The organism is Microbispora sp. NBC_01389 (assembly GCF_045040095.1).
In the GTDB taxonomy this organism is placed as follows: domain Bacteria; phylum Actinomycetota; class Actinomycetes; order Streptosporangiales; family Streptosporangiaceae; genus Microbispora.
Genome location: NZ_CP109552.1, coordinates 3,322,763 through 3,342,708 on the forward strand (window position 1 = coordinate 3,322,763; position 19,946 = coordinate 3,342,708).

14 protein-coding genes are annotated in these 19,946 nt (G+C 72.4%); 7 read left to right on the plus strand and 7 right to left on the minus strand.

All coding sequences use genetic code 11. From position 1 onward, the window contains the following. Positions 1 to 145: 145 nt before the first annotated feature. Entirely contained in the window at positions 146 to 1,120 is a 975-nt protein-coding gene (locus OG344_RS15150; protein ID WP_405088759.1) for an ion transporter, read from the plus strand. 22 nt (positions 1,121 to 1,142) lie between these two features. On the opposite strand, the gene OG344_RS15155 is transcribed toward OG344_RS15150, so the two are convergent. The 3 genes from OG344_RS15155 to OG344_RS15165 form a co-directional block, all read right to left on the minus strand. Beyond that, positions 1,143 to 1,892 carry an acetoacetate decarboxylase family protein gene (locus OG344_RS15155; protein ID WP_405088760.1) on the minus strand — a complete coding sequence of 250 codons (750 nt, stop codon included), beginning with the start codon at positions 1,890 to 1,892 and terminating at the stop codon, positions 1,143 to 1,145. A 107-nt stretch (positions 1,893 to 1,999) separates the two neighbouring features. Beyond that, a complete protein-coding gene (locus tag OG344_RS15160; RefSeq protein ID WP_405088761.1) occupies positions 2,000 to 2,647 on the minus strand; it encodes a response regulator transcription factor in 648 nt (215 codons plus the stop codon). Then, complete coding sequence (locus tag OG344_RS15165; protein ID WP_405088762.1) at positions 2,635 to 4,647, minus strand: histidine kinase; 2,013 nt, start codon at positions 4,645 to 4,647, stop codon at positions 2,635 to 2,637. Before OG344_RS15165 ends, OG344_RS15160 begins: the two co-directional genes overlap by 13 nt. Positions 4,648 to 4,785: 138 nt before the next feature. On the opposite strand from OG344_RS15165, the gene OG344_RS15170 reads away from it, so the two are divergent. From OG344_RS15170 to OG344_RS15180, 3 genes are all read left to right on the plus strand, one after another. Next, positions 4,786 to 5,136: a hypothetical protein gene (locus tag OG344_RS15170; RefSeq protein ID WP_405088763.1), complete on the plus strand. Its 351-nt coding sequence runs from the start codon at positions 4,786 to 4,788 to the stop codon at positions 5,134 to 5,136. A gap of 35 nt (positions 5,137 to 5,171) precedes the next feature. Then, positions 5,172 to 5,861, plus strand: a complete 690-nt coding sequence (locus tag OG344_RS15175; protein ID WP_405088764.1) for a hypothetical protein — start codon at positions 5,172 to 5,174, stop codon at positions 5,859 to 5,861. A 353-nt stretch (positions 5,862 to 6,214) separates the two neighbouring features. After that, positions 6,215 to 7,516, plus strand: a complete 1,302-nt coding sequence (locus tag OG344_RS15180; protein WP_405088765.1) for an LCP family protein — start codon at positions 6,215 to 6,217, stop codon at positions 7,514 to 7,516. Between the two features lie 42 nt (positions 7,517 to 7,558). On the opposite strand, the gene OG344_RS15185 is transcribed toward OG344_RS15180, so the two are convergent. The 4 genes from OG344_RS15185 to OG344_RS15200 form a co-directional block, all read right to left on the minus strand. After that, positions 7,559 to 8,731 carry a glycosyltransferase gene (locus OG344_RS15185; RefSeq protein WP_405088766.1) on the minus strand — a complete coding sequence of 391 codons (1,173 nt, stop codon included), beginning with the start codon at positions 8,729 to 8,731 and terminating at the stop codon, positions 7,559 to 7,561. An 86-nt stretch (positions 8,732 to 8,817) separates the two neighbouring features. Further along, positions 8,818 to 11,043, minus strand: coding sequence for an acyltransferase family protein (locus tag OG344_RS15190; RefSeq protein ID WP_405088767.1), 2,226 nt, complete (start codon positions 11,041 to 11,043; stop codon positions 8,818 to 8,820). 240 nt (positions 11,044 to 11,283) lie between these two features. Beyond that, on the minus strand, positions 11,284 to 13,383 hold the full coding sequence (locus tag OG344_RS15195; protein WP_405088768.1) for an LCP family protein: 2,100 nt from the start codon (positions 13,381 to 13,383) through the stop codon (positions 11,284 to 11,286). Positions 13,384 to 13,628: 245 nt separating this feature from the next. Continuing rightward, positions 13,629 to 15,215 (minus strand): hypothetical protein, encoded by a 1,587-nt coding sequence (locus OG344_RS15200; RefSeq protein WP_405088769.1) that lies wholly within the window; start codon positions 15,213 to 15,215, stop codon positions 13,629 to 13,631. A gap of 341 nt (positions 15,216 to 15,556) precedes the next feature. Here OG344_RS15200 and OG344_RS15205 point away from each other — a divergent pair, with 341 nt between their 5' ends. The 3 genes from OG344_RS15205 (at position 15,557) to OG344_RS15215 (ending at position 19,944) form a co-directional block, all read left to right on the plus strand. Then, positions 15,557 to 17,743 (plus strand): hypothetical protein, encoded by a 2,187-nt coding sequence (locus tag OG344_RS15205; protein ID WP_405088770.1) that lies wholly within the window; start codon positions 15,557 to 15,559, stop codon positions 17,741 to 17,743. A gap of 183 nt (positions 17,744 to 17,926) precedes the next feature. Beyond that, the gene (locus OG344_RS15210) at positions 17,927 to 18,862 is read left to right on the plus strand and encodes a glycosyltransferase family 2 protein (protein WP_405088771.1); all 936 of its coding nucleotides are present in this window, start codon (positions 17,927 to 17,929) and stop codon (positions 18,860 to 18,862) included. Beyond that, positions 18,859 to 19,944: a glycosyltransferase family 4 protein gene (locus OG344_RS15215; RefSeq protein WP_405088772.1), complete on the plus strand. Its 1,086-nt coding sequence runs from the start codon at positions 18,859 to 18,861 to the stop codon at positions 19,942 to 19,944. Before OG344_RS15210 ends, OG344_RS15215 begins: the two co-directional genes overlap by 4 nt. Positions 19,945 to 19,946: the final 2 nt, after the last annotated feature.

Sequence of the window (19,946 nt, forward strand, 5' to 3'; positions counted from 1 at the left end):
CGCTCACGACCACTCCGTACGGGCGGCCTGGTGATCGTGCGCACCGTCGGCCCACCGGCCAGGACGGGACATATGGCCACCGGAACCACATGCAGCCGCGAACTATAGGATTTCGGGCGATTGTTGTCGTCTGAACTCCTGGGGTGTGGGATTGCCGGCTCATCGCGAACGACTCCGCGTCCTCGTCGAAACGCCGGCCTTCCAACGGGTGGTCATCGCGGTCATCGCGCTGAACGCGGTGACGCTCGGGCTGGAGACGTCGCCCGAACTGGCCGACCGCCACGCCACGGCCTTCCTCGTGGTCGACCGGGTCATCATCGCGATCTTCGTCGTCGAGCTCCTCGCCCGGATCTCCGCGCACGGGAAGGCCTTCTTCCGCGACCCCTGGAACTGGTTCGACCTGATCATCGTGGGCGCCGCGCTCGTGCCGGCCTCGGAGTCGCTGTCGATCCTGCGGCTCTTCCGGTTCCTGCGCGTCCTGCGGCTGATCTCCGTGGTGCCGGGCATGCGGCGGGTCGTCTCCGCGCTGTTCACCGCGATTCCGGGTCTGGCCTCGGCGCTGGTCCTCCTGCTGCTGTCGCTCTACATGGCGGCCGTGATCGGCGAACAGCTCTTCCGCGAGGCGGCCCCGAAGTACTTCGGAGATCTCGGGACGTCGCTGTTCACCATGTTCACGGTGCTCACGGTCGAGAACTGGCCACAGATCGCCGAGGACGTGATGGTCAAGGAGCCGATGGCCTGGATCTTCTTCGCCACCTTCATCGTGATCACGGCGTTCTTCGTCCTCAACCTCCTCATCGGCGTGATCGTCTCCGCGATGGAGGCGGAGGTCAACGCCGCGCGGTGGGAGGAGGACCAGGCGCTGGAGCTGGAGCAGCACACGGCGGTGATGAACGAGATCCGGGCGCTGAACGAGAGGATCGACCGGCTGACGGCCGGCCTGCCCGCCTCCGCCGCCGCCCGCGCGGCCCCCGGTGACGCTCCTCGCGCGGAACCCGGCGAGGGCCCTCAGGCGGCGGCCGCCGACGCCGCTCGCGGTGCGCTCGCCACCGAGCCCGAGGCCGTGGAACCCGGCGGCCCACCGGAAGGCGAGCTCTGCTCCTGCCGCCGGGACCCGTGACCCGCCGATCCCCGGCCGGGTGTCACGCCTCCCGCGGCTCCTCGAACGTCATCGACACGCGTTCGGCGGTGACCGTCAGCAGGGCCCGCCGGGGCAGCCCCAGCTCGCTCAGCTCCTTGGCGATCGGATGGTTGCCGAGCCGGACGAGCGCGCCGCCCGGCCGCCACCGGATTCTCCTGGCCCGGGCGGCCCAGGAGACCCGCCGGGTCACCCCGTCCAGATGGGTGTAGGCGTCCGGCACCGGAACGGACCCGCCGACCAGCGGTGCCGGGGCGGCCGGCATCCCGGGCCTGATCAGCAGGTCGACGACCATCCGGCCGTCCCTGCGCAGCACGCACCGCTTGTACGGCGAGCCGAGCCGCAGATCGACGTCGGCCAGCTCCTTCGGGAAGCCCCAGATGCTCCTGCCCGCCTCCACCGTGAAGCCCTGGTCGACCGGGAGCCAGTGGACGAAGGCGCCCGATCCCGCCCCGCGCAGGTCCTTCAGACCGGCGAGCAGCCCACGCCTCGGCGGGGCGCCCGCGCCGGACGGCCGTACGAGGAACATCACGCCGAACTCGTCGTAGGAGCCGAGGTCGGAGTCGCGGTAGCGGACGAACGCCAGCGTGCACAGGGCCTTGCCGGGCAGCACCTCGGTGACGTCCATCCCGGAGTACGCGAGGACCGCACGGGCGGCGTCGGCCCGTACCAGATACGCGGCGAGGCACATCGAGGCGTCGCGGACTTCCACCGGCATCTCGACCCGGCGCCCCTGCACGACATGGCTTGCCATGGTTCCAGTACAGCAAGCCCGGCCGCCGGAGGACAGTCGTACGGCGGCAAGGTTGTCCCAGACCTCCACATCAGGGGTGGTCGCCTCAGGGGTGCTCGTCGCCCGCGTCAGGCCCGCGAACGGTTGAGGTAGAGCACGACGGCCAGCACCCGGCGGTGGTCCTCCTCCGAGCCGGGCAGGCCGAGCTTGGCGAGGATCGAGCTGACGTGGGTCTCCACCGTACGGTCGGTCAGGTAGAGCCGCCGGGCGATGCCGACGTTGGTGCGGCCCTCCGCCATCAACGCCAGCACCTCGCGCTCACGCGCGCTGAGGGACCCGAGGGGGTCGGTGGCCCGGCGGACGCCGATGAGCCGCGAGACGACCTCGGGGTCGAGGGCGGAGCCGCCGGCCGCCACCCGACGCAGTGTGTCGAGGAAGTCGTCGACGTCGAAGACCCGGTCCTTGAGCAGGTAGCCGAACCCGCCGCGGGACACCAGATCGACGGAGTGCCGGGTCTCGACGTGCTGGGAGAGCAGGACGATGCCGAGGCCGGGGTGAGCGTCGCGGATCCGGCGCGCCGCCCGCGCGCCGTCGTCGGTGTGGTCGGGCGGCATCCGGATGTCGGCGACGACCAGGTCGGGATCGGCGGCGTCGACGGCGGCGACGAGCCCGGGGGCGTCCTGGGCCTTGGCCACGACCTCGTGCCCCGCGTCGGCGAGCAGCCGGGCCAGCCCCTCCCTGAACAGGGCGGAGTCCTCACCGATCACGACGCGCACGGCAGCACCGCCTCCACCGTCGTTCCGCCGCCCTCCGGACTGGACAGCCGCAGCGCGCCGCCCGCCGCCCGGACCCGGTCGGCCAGGCCCGCCAGCCCGGCGCCCGGCCGCATCTCGGCACCGCCCCGCCCGTCGTCGCTGATCCGCACGGTGACCCGGTCGCCGGCCCGGCTGACGCGGACGCCGATGGCGGCGGGGGCGGCGTGCTTGACCGCGTTCGTCATCGCCTCGCTCGCCACGTAGTAGGCGGTCGTCGCCACGTCGTCGGGCAGGTCGTCGGCCGACACGTCGAGCGCGACGGGCACCGGGACCTTGCCCGCCAGCGTGACCAGCGCGTTGCCGAGGCCGTCGTCGAGGCTGCTCGGCCGCAGGCCGTGCGCGATCTGCCGCAGCTCGGTGACCGCGACGGCCAGCTCGGCCACCCACGCGTCAAGCAGGGCGCCGACGTCGGCCGTGCCGTCGCCGAGGTGGCGCTGGGCGAGCCGGATCGCCATGCCGAGGGACACCAGGCGCTGCTGGGCGCCGTCGTGCAGGTCGCGTTCGAGCCGCCGCCGCTCCTCGTAACCCGCGTGCAGCAGCCGGGTCCGGCTGGCCTCGGCCTCCTCGAGCGCCCGGCTCACCTCGATGCGCAGCCGGACCACCTCGATGAGCAGCGCGCTCGCGTCGGCCGCCTCGCGCAGCAGCTCCCGGCTCCCGGCCCGGCCGCGTACGATCGCGCCGATCTCGTGGCCCCCGAGCCGCACCGGCGTGACCTGGGCGTCACCGGGGTCGAGCGGGTGTCCGGCCGCGTCGACGAGGCCGGCCGCATCGTCGTCGGCGTCGTTTCGGGGGCCGGGCAGCCGGTAGCCGACGCGCAGCGCCGGGTCGCGCAGCGCGCCGCGCAGCGCCGCCTCCAGTTCCTCCGGCCGCGCCTGCCCGGCGTGCACCCGGTCGCGCAGGTGCGCGATGGCGGTCAGCACGGCCTGCCGGGCCGGGTAGAGCCGGCGGTCCACCCGGCGCTGGAGCCGGACCCGCAGCGGGGACAGTGCGGCGGCGCAGACGGCGGTGGCGGCGGCCGCCGCGACGGGTGAGTCGCGCCCGGCGCCGAGGCCGGCGAGGAACGAGGAGGCCGTGTAGAAGGCCAGCAGGATCGTGGTGACCAGGCCGTAGGTGATGGCGGCGCTGATCGCCCGGTCGACGTCGTAGAGGTCGTGACGCAGCATCGCGATCGCGGTCGCCACCGGGATCGACACGGCCGTCGCCACCAGGCCGAACACCACCAGGTCGGGACTGCCGGAGAGCAGGTAACCGGCCCAGCACAACAGCAGCGTGAGCGGCAGGAAAACGCCACCGAGGGCGAACCACTTGAGCCGCGCCCGGCTGACCTCGTCGGCCGCCCGCCGGTAGCGGATCACCATCGCCGCCGCCGACGCGACCAGCAGCCCGAGGAAGACAGGCAGCAGCGCCACTCCCACGATCCCCAGCGTCGGCAGGTACGCCTCCGGCGGCCGCAGAAGGGGTGGCGTGCGCTCGAACGGCGGCTCGTACGAATCGGGGAGGCATGCCGCGATCAGCATGAACAGCACGGGCACGACCAGCAGCCCGGCGGTGATCCAGCGCCATCGCCGCCCCGGCAACAGCCGCCCGTCGGGGAAGACGAGCGTGAGCAGCGCCGCCGGCACGTACAGGAACATCCAGTCGCCCTGCGACAGCGCCGCGTAGACCTCGGCGAACAGCCCCGGCCGCCGCGCGGCCAGGCTCGCGTACGACTCACCGACCCCGAGGCGCACGGTCGTCGCGCCGGTCAGCACCAGCAGCAGGCCCACCACGCTGCGCGGACGCCGGGTGGCGACCAGCACGCCGAGCACGACGGAGGGCAGGGCGAGCGCGATGCCGATCACGAGCGCCGTGCCGTCCTGCGCCACCGTTCCGTCGCCGGCGACGGCCGGCACCACCGCGACGCCCATCAGCGCGCACACCAGCATCGCGGCGGCGTACGCGAGCAGACGGGGGAGTGCCACGAGCACACCGTAGGCCTCGGGGCGGCCGGGGTGAATACGTGCCAGCACGGAGACCGGTCCAGGGGCGGCCCGGATCCGCCGGCGGGGCCGGCGCGCCCACACTTCGGACATCGACATCCCGCGGCTCAGGAGAAGCACATGAAACGCTCCGTTCCCCTCATCATCGGCCTGGTCCTGGCCGGCCTGTTCGGTCTCATCGACGTGGTCTCGCTGCCGTTCGGCGACGGCGAGCACCCGCCGTTCGCGGTGGCCCTCGCCGACGGCGTGCTCGGCCTGATCACCGTCGTCGGCGTCGTGCTGGCCTGGCGCGGCAGCCGCGCCGGGGTGGTGGCCGTGATCGTCACCAGGCTGCTGTCGGCGCTCAGCGCCGCGCCGGCGTTCTTCGCCGACGGGGTCCCGGCGCCGGCGGTCGCGGTGGCCGCGGTCGGCATCGTGCTCACCCTCGCCAGCGTCGCGCTGGTCGCCCCGGCGCTGCGCTCCCACGCCTGACCATCCCCGTCGTCTTCAGCGGTTGAGGAGAATCCATGGAAACGTCCGTCGCGTCATCCGGCAGTCAGGCGGCGGCTCCGCCGCGCGCTCGTCATGTGCCGCTCGCCCTGGCGCTGTTCACCGCGCCGTGGGGTTTCGTCGTCGCCAACGCCGCGTACGCGTGGGCCACCCGCGACGGAGGGAGCGACAGCACCGGCGCGGAGGCGCTGGCGCTCACGGCGGCCCACCCCGGCGAGATGCGCCTGTCCACGGTCGCCGCGATGCTGGGCAGCCTGCTCATGGTCCCGGCGGTCCTCGGCGCCAGGCGGCTCATCGGAGACCGGAGCCGGACGCTCGGTTTCCTCGGCGCGACCCTCATGGCAGCCGGATACATCTGCTACTTCGCCGTCGCCTTCGCGGGAATCACCGGCACCGTCATGGCCGAGCGCGGGGGCCCGGTCGCGGATTACGCGGCGATTCTCGACGGCGCCCAGAACGACCCGTCGGTCATCTGGGTGTTCCTGCTCTTCGTGCTCGGCAACCTGGTCGGCACGCTGCTGCTCGGACTGGCCCTGCTCCGCGCCCGCGTGGTGCCGCTCTGGGCCGCCGCGGGGATCATGCTGTGGCCGCCGCTGCACGTGATCGGGCTCGTGGCCGGCACCGAGTGGTTCGAGGTCGCGGGCGCGGTCACCCAGGCCGTCGGCCTGGTCGTCACCGGTGCGCGCCTGCTGGCCGCGTCCCGGTGACCGGGAACGTTCCCTGGACGCCGGGACCGGTGTCTCTGGAACCGGGGGCGCGCGGTGTCGCGGGCTGGGCAGTGAGTCACGCTGCCGACGACGCGGCCTGAACCGTCGAATCCGTCGACGGCGAGGAGCTGTAAGCTCGGTCGTTTGCGGCCGAGAAGCTGACGAGAGATCGCTACACTGGGCCCGGTTTGCCGCTACTGCATCTCGCCCTCGGCACAAGCCGTGGTCCGACCCCCAGGAGCACGATCGTGGGTCATGTCGATGTCCGCCCCGCCCTCCCGGCGGAGGACCTACCGGCACCGCCTCGCAATGCCCCCAAGTGGCGAGCATGGCTCTGGGTTGTCCTGTCCGGGGTGGTCGGCGTCGTCGCCGGCGGCGCCACGTTCGCGGTGGGGGGCTACGTCAAGCTCTCCGGCAACGTGAGGCACGAGCAGGTGACCAAGCAGGAGCTCGGACCGCGGCCCGCGAAGATCAGCAAGGCGCTCAATGTCCTGGTGGTCGGCTCCGACCAGCGAGACGGGGCGAACGCCAAGTACGGCAAAGTGCCCGGGGAACGGACTGACACCATCATCCTCACGCACATCTCTCCCGCGCGGGACGGAGCCCTGCTGATCAGCTTTCCGCGCGACTCGCTCGTTCAGCTGCCGGCCTGCCCGGCCAAAGGCGGGCTCCCCGGCCAGCAGGCGCATGTCGGCATGATCAACGAGTCGTTCAACTTCGGCGGTATGGCATGCACGTGGCGGACCATCGAGTCGCTGACCGGTATCCACATCGACCATTTCGTGAAGGTCGACTTCACCGGGTTCAAGGCGATGGTGAACGCCCTGGACGGTGTGCCGGTCTGTTTATCCGAGCCGGTCGATGACAAGAAGGCGCTTCTGAAGCTTCCCGCGGGCAGGCAGCTCCTCGACGGGGAGAAGGCGCTTGGCTATGTGCGGGCGCGGTACAAATTTGGTGACGGGTCGGACATCGGGCGGATCCAGAGGCAGCAGATGTTCCTCGCCTCGATGGCCAAGCAGGCGATGAGCGGGGAGACACTGACCAACCCCCAGAAGTTGTTCCACTTCCTCGACGCCGCGACCAGATCGATCACCACCGACCCCGAGCTCACCATGGGAGTCCTGAAAGACCTTGTGACGAGTGCCGAGGGCATCACGGCAGGGCAGATCCGGTTCGTGACCACGCCCTGGCGCTACTCGGTCACCAATCCCGGCCGGGTGGAGTGGGTGCACCCGCAGGCGGATCGCCTGTTCAAGATGGTCGCGGCCGACCGGATCAGCAAGAACGTCAAGACCGGTGAGCAGAAGATTCCCAAGTCCCAGATTCATATCGTCGTCCAGAACGGCAGCGGCCGACAGGGCCTCGGCGGCGAGGTCGCGGCCGAGCTGGAGCAGCGCGGCTATCACATCGTCAAGATCGTTGCCGCGCGCAAGCCGTACGCGCGGACGGTGATCAAGTATTCCCCCAACGGGAAGAGCCGGGCACCGCGCCTGTTCCGTGAACTCAAGAAGACGACGAGCCACCCAGTCGAGAACGCGCAAACCCAGACGCTCGTTCTGGTCCTCGGCGCGGACTGGCAGGGGATGAAGCCTCCGAGGACGCTGGACGACGTGGAGGGCTTTGACGCTACCCAGGACAGCTGCACCGCGTCCTGAAGCGAAGCGGCTCCGCCCCTCGAACCAGGGTGAACGCGGCGGCTAAAGGACTGCGGCGCGAGGGACGGCGACCCGATCGGGGGCCTCGGTCCACCGCTCCAGCAGGGCGACGAACTCCCCGGCCACCACGGGCCAGTGGTAGTGGTTGAGCGCCTCGACGTATCCCCGGGTGCCCATCGCGGCCCGCCGGTCGGGGTCGTCGCGCAGGCGCAGCACCGCCCGTACGACCGCGTCGGCCACCGTGCCGGACGCCGACCCGGACGCCGACCCGTACGGGCCGGTGACCGGCTCCGCCTCGCCGAAGGGGACGATCGTGCCGCAGTCGACCCGTCCGACCAGGGACGCGGCGTTCGGCAGCGGGGTCGTCACGACGGGGATGCCGCGCGCCATGTACTCGATGATCTTCGTGGGCGTCGACTGCCGGTAGTTCGGCAGGTCGTGCAGGAGGGACAGCCCGGCCAGGGCGCCCTCGGCCATTCGCAGGGCGTGCCGGTTGGGGACGTACCCGAACCAGTCGAGCACGCCCTCGCGCTGCGCGTCGCGCAGCATCGGGCGGACCGCGGCGTCGGCCGGCCCGATCAGGTCCAGGCGGATGCCGTACGGGCGCAGCCGCCGGGCCACCTCGATCATCTCGGCGGCGCCCCGCGCCGCGGAGATGTGCCCGACGTAGACGACGCGGGAGTCGCCGGGCGGCGGAGGCGGCGCCGGCGGCACGTACGTGTGGTTGGGCACGACGGGGTGCGGGCCGGGGAAGCGCGCCCGGTAGGCCTCCTCGGCGAGGATCAGGTGCAGGCGGCGCTCGGCCCGGGTCTCGATCGCCCGGATCAGCGGCGTCAGGACGCCGCGCAGCGGCCCCGGCAGGTACGACTTCGTGTCCAGCGCGGCGATCGTGTCCTCGTGGACGTCCCAGACCGTGGGCGGCCTTCTGCGCGGCAGGGTGAGCAGCAGTTCGATGTCGTGCACGAGCAGCAGGTCGGCATCCCGCGACGCCCTGCGCAGGGCCGAGGAGGACGCCCGCAGCGCCCTGCTCCGGTGCAGGCCCACCGCCCGGGGCACGTCGACGGCCCGGATCCCCTGTGACGGAGTCACGTTGCAGTGGGTGAACGGCGCGACGAAGGTCACCTCGTGTCCCGCGTCGAGCAGCGCCCGGATCTGCCGGTGGGTGATCCGCGCGTCCTCCGGGTGATGCACGGTCGTGGCGACACATACCCTCATACAGGGAGGCTGGCCGCGCAGTCCGAAATGACCGGATGCCTCGGGTGAATGCTCCCCGAAATGCGGTTGAACTTCCCGTGCGGGCGCTACTTCGTCGCCTGGACGCTCGGCCTGCGGTAGAGCCAGATGAGCCGGGGCTCCAGCAGCCACTTGAACGCGGTGCGGGTCACCGGCAGGCACAGCACGATGGCCAGGGCGAAGCACGAGCACGCGATGGCCGCCACCCCGAGGGGGCCGTACAGCCAGGGCACGTTGAGCCAGCCCATCTCCTTGGCGATCATGACGGGCACGCCGTGCAGCAGGTAGCAGTAGAGCGTGCGGGTGCCGAGGTCGGTGAACCACGTCTGCCGCCGGGGGACCAGCGACATCACGGCCGCCGACATCGCCAGCGCGGCCACGAGCAGGCCCGCGCGCAGGGCCATGCCCTTCCACCACACCAGGTGGAGGTCCTTGAAGCTGTTCTTGTAGTAGATCGGGCCGAGCTTGATGGAGTAGTTCGTCACGAGGAAGACGGCCACGGCCGCCGCGCCGAGCAGGACGACCACCGACAGCGCCCGCACCCAGCGCTGCTTGAGGAAGTCGAAGACCTCCGGCTTGAGCACGAGGCCGAGCACGAAGAACGGCAGCAGGCCGAAGAACCGGTCCATGCTGAAGTCACCGGTCAGTTCGGAGAACCCGGCGAAGAGATACACCGCGATCGAGATGACGAACGGATAGCGCATGCGCTTCCACACGGGTGTGGACAGCCGCCAGAACAGCAGCGCCAGCAGATACCAGTTCAGCCACGCCGGGTCCATGATCGTGATGCTGAACTTGTGCCCGAAAGCGGTGCGCAGCAGGGCGTAGCCCACCTCGACGATCACGTACGGCACGAGGAACGTGTCGACCAGTTTGTTGGTCTTGGCGTTGGAGTTCCAGAAGTTCCTCGACAGGTAGCCGCTGATGATGACGAACAGCGGCATGTGGAAGACGTAGATGAACAGGTACGCCGCCCGGGACGAGTCGGCCGCGAGCGTCGGGACCAGCGCGTGCCCGATCGGCACCAGGGCGATGCCGACGAACTTCACGTTGTCCAGGTAGGGATCGCGCGGCTTCCTGGCCCGGGGCGCGGGCTCCTGTTCGGACTCGCCGCCCTCCATCCCGTCCTGCCGGTCCGTACGCCGGGCGGACGGATCGGCGGACCGGCTGGGCGCCTCGGCCCAGGCGGGCAGCGGAGCGCGCAGCGGCCTGCCGAGCGGGCCCGTCGGACGGGAGTCCGGCACGCCGTCGTCCTGGGCGCGCCGCCAGGGGTCCCAGTGGCCGGGGTCGCCCTCCGGGCCGGGCCACGCGGGGGCCGCCGGGGCCTCCGGTACGGGCGCGGCCTGGAAGGCGGCGGGCGCGGCGGGGAAGGCGCCGGGCGAAGCCTGGGAGGCCGCGCCTCCGAGGGGCGGGGGAGGGGCCTGGAAGTCGGTGATCGGCGCCTGGAAGGCGGTGGGCGGGTCGTCGTCCGGGAACGGCTGTTCGCCGCGACCACCGGACGCGGTCCGCTGCGGGTAGGGCGGGGCGCCGAAGGGATCGTCCGCCGGCGAGGAGAGCGCGGCGGTGCCGGTCGGCGGGGTGTCCAGGAACGGGTTCACGGACAGGTCGGGGCCGGCCTCGGGGCCGCCGAAGGCCGGAGTGGGGAAGGCGGGCGGTGGGCAGGCGGGAGCCGGCGGCGTCCCGAAGACATCGGTTTCGCCGCCGCCGAAGGCCGGTGCGGGGAAGGCGGGGATGTCGCCGGGGATGGGCGTGGGGGCGTCCGGGCCGGACGCCGGAGGCCGCCTTCCCGGCCCGTTCGGTCCCCGGCCAGGACCGGTCTGCCCCCGCCCGGCGGAGAAGTAGTCGAATCCCGGGGGGGAGGGCGCGGACTCGGGCGGCGCGCCCAGCCGGGCGGCCCCCGGCCTGCGCGGCGTGCGTACGGGCAGGGGCTGCCTCTCGTACGTCGCATGGCCCAGGGGAGCCGCCCCGCCTGCCGGGGCCTGCGCCTGCGGCGTCGCCTCGCCCGGCCGGCCGTCCTCGTGGCGTCCGCGCACGGGCAGACCGGGGCCGTCCTCCGGGGCCGAACCCGGAAGGCCGCCCTCGTGGCGGCCGTGAACCGGAACGCCGGGCTGGTCCGCGTGGGGTTCCCGCACCGGAGCGCCCGTGGCCGGCGGCTCCCGGCGGGCCGGGCCGCCGTCCGGAGCGGGCCAGTCTCCGGTGATGCGGCCTATCACTCCGGTGGGGGCCTCTTCGGCGTCGGCGTCGACGCCTGGCGGGGAACCGGGAACCGGGGGATGACGGCGGATGTCACTCACGGGAGAAACGCTCAGCTATCTGTCGGGGGAGGCTCGGGGGACGGCCACGCTCCAGGGGCACCCGAGGCGTGTCACCGCGTCCTTTCGGACACTAGCGAAGGCGCCCCGGCGCATCAGCCGAACGGGCGAACAAGGGCGCGTTCGCCAGATCACCACCCTAACGTTCTTGGACACCTCTGTCGCCTCGGGGGCCGGACGTAACCCAGGTGTATCTGTCCCGTCCGGCCCCCGGCGACGTGTCTAGCTGGAGCAGATGTCGGTCTCGGAGGTGACCGCGTTGTCCCCGACCTGGAGGGGAATCCGCACACCCTTCCAGTCGGCGCCGATCACCAGCTGCACGATCGGCCCGCGCACCCGGCCCTTGGGCGCGTCCGGCGGCGGCGACGCCGGCGTGAACGGCGTGACCGGACCGGTCGCCGCCTTGCCCGTCTCCGGGGAGACGGGGTTGAGCAGCTTGCTGATCAGGATCTTCGAGTAGTTCCAGCCCTGGCCGGTGTAGCGGACCATGGTCTTGGGCTGGTCGCTGCCGTCGGGCTTCTTCGCGTCGCCGACCCCGACGACGTTGAAGCCGAGCGCGGTGAGCTCCTCGGCGACCTCCTTGGCCCGGCCGGACGTGTTCGTGCCGTTGAACACCTGCACCTTGACCTGCTGCGGCTGGGTGACCACCGGGCCGCTCGGCGAGGCGGCGGCGGACGCGGCCGGGCTCGCGGAGGCGGTGGGCGTCACCTCGGTGTCGTTCGCGATGGCCCGGAACAGGTTGCCGGCGGCCGGTTCCTTCCACTGCACGCGGTTCTTGTCGGCGGCGTACGGCTCCCACGGGACCGTGGTGGCCTTGAAGCCCTTGGCCGAGAGCTTCTGGGCGCTCGTCGCGATCTTGATGAGCTCCTGGGTGTTGAGCGCGTCGTCCATCGTGACGGACCGGGCCGCGGCCGTGATGAACTTCTGCAGCCTGGTGACGTCCGTGAGCAGCGCGCTGCTGGTCGCCTTCTTCACCACCTGGGAGATGAAGACCTGCTGGCGCTTGATCCGGGAGATGTCGCTGCCGTCGCCGATGTGGCGCAGCCGTACGTAGCCCAGCGCGGCCTCGCCCATCACGACCTGCTTGCCCGCGGGGAGCGTGAGCTTCGAGTTCTTGTCGTTGACCGCCTGCGGCAGGCAGATCTGGATGCCGCCGAGCGCGTTCACGATGTTCTTGAAGCCGGTGAAGTCCACCTTCATGAAGTGGTCGATGCGGATGTTCGTGAGGCTCTCGATCGTACGGCGGGTGCAGATCATCCCGCCGTCGGAGAACGCGGAGTTGATCATGCCGGTGTGCGCGGGGACCAGCGTCTTGTTGTGGGAGTAGCAGGCGGGGATCAGCACCATCGAGTCGCGGGGGAAGCTCAGCAGCGTCGCCGTGTCCCGGTTGGGCGACACGTGCAGCAGCATGATCGTGTCGGTGCGCTCGCCGTCGTTGACCAGGTGCTGGCCGTACTTCTTGTTGTCGCCCGCACGGGTGTCCGAGCCGACGAGCAGCACGTTGATCGCGCCGGTCGGGCTCACGGGACGGTTCTTGTCGAGCTCGTCGGTGGACGCGCCCCGGTTGATCAGGCCGAGCGTGCTCCGGTAGACCTTGTAGGCCGTCAGCGTGCCGATCACCAGCACGCACGTCAGCGCGATGCTGATCCAGCCGCCGACGCCCAGGCGCGACCGGCCGCCGCCCGATCCGCGCCGGGAGGGCGGCTCGTCGTCCGGAGGCAGGCCGTCGCCGCCATCCGACGCGCGAGGTCCCCGCTCGTCGCCGGGCTCGCCGCGCCGCCGACGACCGGCGGGTTCGCCGGGTCCGCCAGGTGTGGCGGGTCCGCCCGGCCCGGCGGGGGAGGCGCCGTACGCGGTCTCCTCGTCGCCGCGTCTGCGGCCCCGCCGCCGGGGCGGCTCGCTCTCGTGGCCGTCGCCGGCCGGGCGGCGGGCCTCGCGGGTCGGTTCGAAACGGGCCTCGTCACCATGCCCATAATCCGGCCCATAACCCGGCCCATAATCTGGCCCGTAACCCGGGTCATGGCCGGGGCCCTGACCTGGCTCGGGGTGCTGGCCGGAGCGGCGGCGTCCCCGGCCGCCCTCCTGCGGGCCGGGAGGAAGGTCGCCCTGCTGCCTCCGTCCGCGCGGCATGTCCGCGTAGCCCGCGGGGTCGGCCGGCAGGTCGGCGTACCCGGCGGGCACGGGGGCCGCCCCTCGGCCGTCACGCGACGGCGGCTGGAAGGCGCCGCCGTACGAGCCGTCGTCGGAGTGCCCCCAGACCCTCTGGTCTGCGGAGGCGGGAGGAGGCCCGGCGGGCGGGGTGACGCGCCTGCGCTCGCTCACCGCGGGCCCGCCCAGGAAGGGGCCGGACGAGTGGGCGAGAGGCGGCCAGGATCAACGTTTCGCTCGCACACTTGTCCTCCTTGCCTGGCGATCACTGGGCGCGCTCCGAGCGTAGGTCACGGGAGCGCCTGAGGGCGCCACGATTGGGAGGATCCAGGCCCGGCATGCGCCGTACCCATGCCCCCCTGATCCAGGGCCAGAGCATACTAAACACCGACATTTTGGGTATGAGAATCAGTTTGTCTTTACCCTGAATTTGTGTTCTCCATGCCATTCGTCCAGGTCACATCACGTGACGGTGCGACGGCCAGCGCGGCGGCCAGGCAGGCGAGCGGCACCGCGGGCAGCGTGTAGCGGTAGTCGAACTGCGCCGTCGCGGCGGGAACGAGCAGCAGTGCCCAGGCCGTCGTCCAGCCGAGCCTCCAGCCGCCGGGCGCCGGCGTTCCCGGCGCCCTCCGGGCCGCTGTCATCCGCCTCGCCGCCCACGCGGCGGGCGGCACCAGGAGGAGGGCCAGCAGGGCCGCCCCGGGCAGCCACGCCACCCGCTGGTAGCCCCGCATCCAGCCCGCGAACGGCTCGGCGACGCGGACCGTGATCGGCCCCTGCTCGTAGCGCCGGGCGAACTCCTTGCCCACCAGGGCGGGGTACCGGCCGGGGGGCGGCGGCACGGTCGCGGGGAAACGGTAGTAGCCGTAGGTGTCGGCGTCCGGGTAGACGGGCCGCCCCGGCGTGAACGACCGGCCCAGCTCGGTCAGGGTCGTACGGAGGTAGTCGAGCGGCTGGCTGCGGATCGCGAGCGAGGCGAACCTCCCGGCCAGCGTGTCGGTCTCCTTAGTGAACGTGATGCCGGGCAGCCGGACCAGGGGCGACGCGGCGTCCCAGATGTACTCCTGGGACACCGGGCGGGCCGCGGGCGGCCGGGGATCGCACAGCACGGCGAGGTCGGCCGGCGGGTCCATCACCGCGCAGTCGGCGAACGACATCGTCCGGGCGTAGAGGAAGACGCCGTTCGAGCCGATGATCCCGAACCGCTGGTGGGTCGCGTAGAACCAGCCGGCGTACGCGGCGACCGGCACGAGCGCGGTCACCAGGAAGGGCAGGACGATCGCGGCCACCACCCCGCCCGGCCGTACCGTGCTCGACCGCGCCGTGCTCGACCGCGCCGTGCTCGACCGCGCCGTGCCTCCGGTCCCCGCCGTCGTTTCGGCCGGGCTTTCGGCCGGGCTTTCAGCTGTGCTTTCGGCCATGGCGCCCGCTCGCCGCATGCCGTACGCGAGCAGGAACAACGCGAAGACGGCGATCAGCGGGAGTCCGATGGTCCTGGTCAGCGTGGCGGCGGCCAGCAGGAGGCCGAGCGCGGCGGACGCACGCGCCGTCAGCGGCCGGCGCATCGCCAGGCACACCGCCGCGACGAGCAGGAACGTGAACAGCGAGTCGGAGACGAGCAGGTGCTCCAGCTCGACCTGGTAGGCGTCGAGCAGCACCGGCGCACCGGCCAGGACGGCGGCCCACACGCGGCCTCCGCGCCGCAGGACGGTCACGTAGACCATCACGCCGACGAGCAGCCCGAGCACGTGCTGTACGGCCGCCACCAGAGCGAAGCTGTGGAACGCCTCGAACAGCCGCAGGAACATCGAGTAGCCCGCCGGGCGGACGAGGTCCGGCCTCGGCCGCATGGCGGTGACCACGTACGTGTAGGAGTCGGGGAACCACAGCGCGGGCCGGTAGCCGAGCACGGTCACCAGCCGCAGCAGGGCCCCCAGCCCGAAGACCCCGAGAAACCACCGGTGCCGGCGCGCCCACCCCGGAAGGTCCTCGCGCGCCCATGCCACCGGGCGTACCGGATTCCGGGGAGCCGGCCGGCTCCGCCCCCAGCGCCGGAGCCGCTCCAGCGCGGGAGGCCCGCCCCCGCTGTCCGACACCCGCACTCGCCCCCCTGCCCGCTTTCCGGCGTACGCTACCGGCTCCGTAACCCCCTCTGCGCGAGCCGCTGTGCGTCTGTGGACGACGGCGACGCGTGGGGTGGGGAACGGCCGGGGGAGGGCGTGGGCCGGGGGCGACCGATAGTCTCGGCTGCATTCCAGCGAACAGTCGTGGGCGTACGCGGCTGCCGACCGGCGGCCCCTCGAACGGGGCGGCGGGCGAGGCGGCCGACGGGGCGGTGGGCACACCAATGGGCAGGGTGCTCGCGGCCGTCTCCGTCGTGCCCGCCCTCGCGCTGAGCGGATGGCTGCTCGCCGGGCTGCCGCTGCTGCTGCTCGGCTGGTTCCGGCCGCTGCCGATGACGCTGCTCGGCGGCGGGGCTGCCGTCCTGCTGTGCGCGTACGGCCTGCGTCGCCTGCCCGGGGCCGCGGTGACGCAGCGATGGGCGACGGCGGCCGTCCTCGCCGTGGCGCTCGGGTCGGGGGTCCTCAACGGGCTCCTCCACGGCGAGCAGTTGATCGTCCGGCGCGACCCGGCGACGTACGCGCAGTACGCCGTCTGGCTGGCCCGGCACGGGTCGCTGCCGATCCCGGTGGGCGACTTCGGCGGCGCAGATCCCGCCCTGCGCTTCGACAGCATGGGCTTCTACCTGGTCGACGGCGGGATCGTCCCCCAGTTCATGGCCGGGCCGCCCATGATCCACGCGATCGGCCACTGGCTGGGGGGCGTGCCCGGCCTGCTGCTCGTGCCGCCCGTGCTGGGCGTGCTCGCGGTGCTCACTGTCGCGGGGACCGCGGCGCGGCTCGCGGGCCCGCGCTCGGCGCCCCTGGCCGCACTAATCTTCGCGGTCAGCCTGCCGGTCCTCTACGCGTCCCGGACCACCTTCAGCGAGATCCCGTCCCTGATCCTGCTGTTCGGCGGGATGAACCTGCTGCTCGACGCGCGGACCCGGCTCCGGGCCACGCCGTCCCGCTCGGAGCAGGACCCGGGACCCGGGCCGGGCACAGAGTCGGGTCCAGTGGACCAGGAGCCGGCCACGCTCGCGAAACGGCTGAATCCGGGCTTCGTGCCCGCCGCGCTCGCGGGGCTGTCGTTCGGGCTGGCGCTGCTGGTCCGCATCGACGGCCTGCGTGACGTGCTGCCCGTCCTGATCCTCGCCGGGGTGCTGATCGCGCTCGCCAGGATCACCGGGAACCGGAGGGCGGAAGGCCGGCTCGGCGTGCCCCTCCTGGTGGGCCTGGCCGTCGGCGCGACGTGGGGCTTCACCGATGGCTACGTCCTCGCCCGGCCCTACCTCGCCTATCTGTCCGGTTCGCTCACGCCCCTCCTGGCGATCTGCGTCGTCGTCGTGGTCCTCACGGCCGCCGGCGCCGCTCTCGCTCCGTGGCTCGCGTCGCGTACGCGGTCGTCCGTCCCTCGTGCCCGGTGGCTGCCCAAGGCCGCGGCGGCCTTCGTCGTACTGGTCATGGCGGGCTTCGCCGTACGGCCCTGGGTGCAGACCGTGCGGCGCGTCGCGGTCACGCCCGAAGACCGGCTCACCTCGGAGTTCGTCGAGAAGACGCAGATCGCCAACGGCCTGACGCCCGACGGCACACGGCTGTACTACGAGCACTCGCTGAACTGGCTGTTCTGGTACGTCGGCGTTCCCGTCGTCGTGCTCGCGACCGTCGCGGTGGCGGTGCTCGCCCACCGCCTGCTCAGGGGGCGCGAGTTCGCCTGGCTGCTGCCCCTCGCCGTGATCGGATGGACGACGGTGACGACGCTCTGGCGTCCCGCGATCACGCCCGACCATCCCTTCGCCTCCCGCAGGCTGGTGCCGGTCGTCATCCCCGGGCTGGTGCTGCTGGCCGTCTGGGGGCTCCGCTGGCTCTCCGGACGGCTGCGGGAGCGGCTCGCGGCCCGCGCCGCCGGGGAAGAGTCCGCCGGGCCGTTCGGGTGGCTCGCCTGGTTCGCCGGTCGGCCGTGGCGCTCGCGTGCGGCCGCCGGGGCGGGAGCGCTGCTGCTGGTCGTGCCTCCCGCGATCACCTCGATCGGCACGGCGTTCACGCCGGTCAACCGGGGCGAGGCCGCGGCGGTGGCGGGCCTGTGCGGTGCGCTGCCGAAGGACGCCTCGGTGCTGATCGTGGAACGGGTCACCGGCGACCGCCTCACACAGGTCGTGCGGGGTGAGTGCGGACTGCCGACGGCCCGGGTCGTCTATCCCAAGGGCGCCGACGTGCCGCGCCCCGCCGACGTACTGCGCCTGGCGGGAGCCGTCCGGCGTACCGGCCGCGTGCCCGTGCTGCTCGCGGCCGAGCCCGAACAGCTCATGCCGTACGGCCCGGCGAGCCGGGTGATGAGCCTGCACACCCGGCAGGACGAGCGGTCGCTGGCAGACGCGCCCAACGGCACTTGGTCGCTGAGCATCGACGTCTGGATGACCGTTCCCACCGGATAGACCGACAGATCCGGCAGCGCGCCGTTGATGCCGGTGCCGCGTGAGGTCAAGCGGGCACTGCGCGGCGCGGACGGGGTGCTCGTGGTGGGAGCGGTCGACGCGACCACGAAGGGGAATCGGCTGTGAGGGCGGCGCCCGCGAAGTGAGACCGGCACTTGGCGGGGGAGAGTACCCTTGCCGGACGTGACCACGCCCGAGACCTCTGGAAGCGCCGTGACTCCCGCACAGACACCGTACGTCACGATCGTCCTGCCCTGTTACAACGAGCAGGACCACGTCGTCGACGAGGTCGAGCGCATCTCCGCGGCGATGGACGCCAGCGGTTACACGTACGAACTGCTGGCGGTGGACGACTGCTCCACGGACGAGACGCTCGCGCGCCTGCAGGAGGCCGCGCCGCGCTTCCCGAACATGCGGATCAGGGCGTTCCACCGCAACGGCGGGTCGGGCACCGTACGGCGGATCGGCAGCCAGGAGGCGCGCGGCGAGATCGTCGTGTGGACCGACGCCGACATGAGCTACCCGAACGAGCGCATCCCCGAGCTGGTCCAGATCCTGGAGAAGGACCCGACGATCGACCAGGTCGTGGGCGCGCGGACCACCGAGGAGGGCTCGCACAAGCTCCTGCGGGTGCCCGCGAAGTGGTTCATCCGCAAGGTCGCCGAGCGGCTGGCCGGGCAGAAGATCCCCGACCTCAACTCCGGGCTGCGGGCCTTCCGCAGGTCTGTGGCGAGGCCGTACCTGCGGCTGCTGCCCCCCGGCTTCTCCTGCGTCACGACGATCACGCTGGCGTTCATGTCGAACCAGCACGACGTCTACTACCTGCCCATCGAGTACGCGAAGCGGGCGGGGAAGTCGAAGTTCAACTTCGTCTCCGACGCCTACCGCTACATCCTGCAGGTGCTGCGGATGGTCATGTACTTCAACCCGCTCAAGGTGCTCATGCCGCCCGCGCTCTGGCTGGTCGGCATCGGCCTGGTCAAAGGCGTGTACGACATGATCAGCCACCTGGCCTTCTACCTCACCAGCAACACCGTCGTGACCTTCCTGTCCGGCATGCTGATCGGGGCGGTGGCGCTGCTCGCCGACCTGATCGTGCGATCCAGAGGCGATTCGTGAGGATCGCGATCGTCGGCCCGACGTATCCGTACAAGGGCGGCGGGGCGCAGCACACCACAGAACTGGCCCACCGGCTGCGGGCGGCCGGGCACGACGTCGTCATCGAGTCGTGGCGGGCGCAGTATCCGTCGTTCCTGTATCCCGGGCAGCAGACGATCGACAGCCCGGAGGGCGAGCCGTACCCCGGCACCCGCCGTGACCTCGACTGGCGCAGGCCGGACGGCTGGGTCGCCTGCGGGCGGCGGCTGCGCGGGGCCGACCTCGTCGTGCTCGCCGTGCTCAGCCCGGTCCAGGTGCCTTCCTACCTGGGGATCCTGTACGGCCTGCGCCGCCGGGCCCGGGTCGTCGGGCTGTGTCACAACGTGCTGCCGCACGAGACCAAGCCGTACGACCGGCCGTTGATGAAGGTGCTGCTGCGCCGGGTGGACGGCGTGCTCGCGCATTCGGAGCAGCAGGCGGAACTCGCCCGCGGGCTCGGCGCGGCGCCGGTGCGGGTGGCCGCGCTCGCGCCGCACCTGCCCGCGCGCGGCGCCCGGGCCGTCGAGGGCCGCGAGCCGTACGGCAGGCTGCTCTTCTTCGGCATCGTCCGGCCGTACAAGGGGCTCGACCTGCTGCTGGAGGCGCTCGCGCAGGTGCCGGACGTACGGCTGACCGTCGCGGGGGAGTTCTGGGGCGGGCTGGAGGAGACGCGCGCCCTGATCGGCCGTCTCGGCCTGGCCGGCCGGGTCGGCCTGCGGCCGGGGTACGTCGCGGCCGGCGACGTGCCGGGGCTGTTCGCCGAGGCCGACGCGCTGGTGCTGCCCTACCGTTCGGCGACGGCCAGCCAGAACGTCTGGCTCGGGCACGAGCACGGAGTGCCGGTGATCGCCACCCGGGTCGGGGTGCTGCCCGACAACGTGCGCGACGGCGTGGACGGCCTGCTCGTGGAGCCGGGCTCGGCCGGGGCGCTGGCCGAGGCGATCAAGAGGTTCTACGAGCCCGGGACCCCGGAACGGCTGCGGGCGGGCGTCGCGCCCGTCGATCCCGGGCCGCACTGGGCCGCCTACCTGGACACCCTGCTCGCCACCGCCCCGCCGGCCTGAGC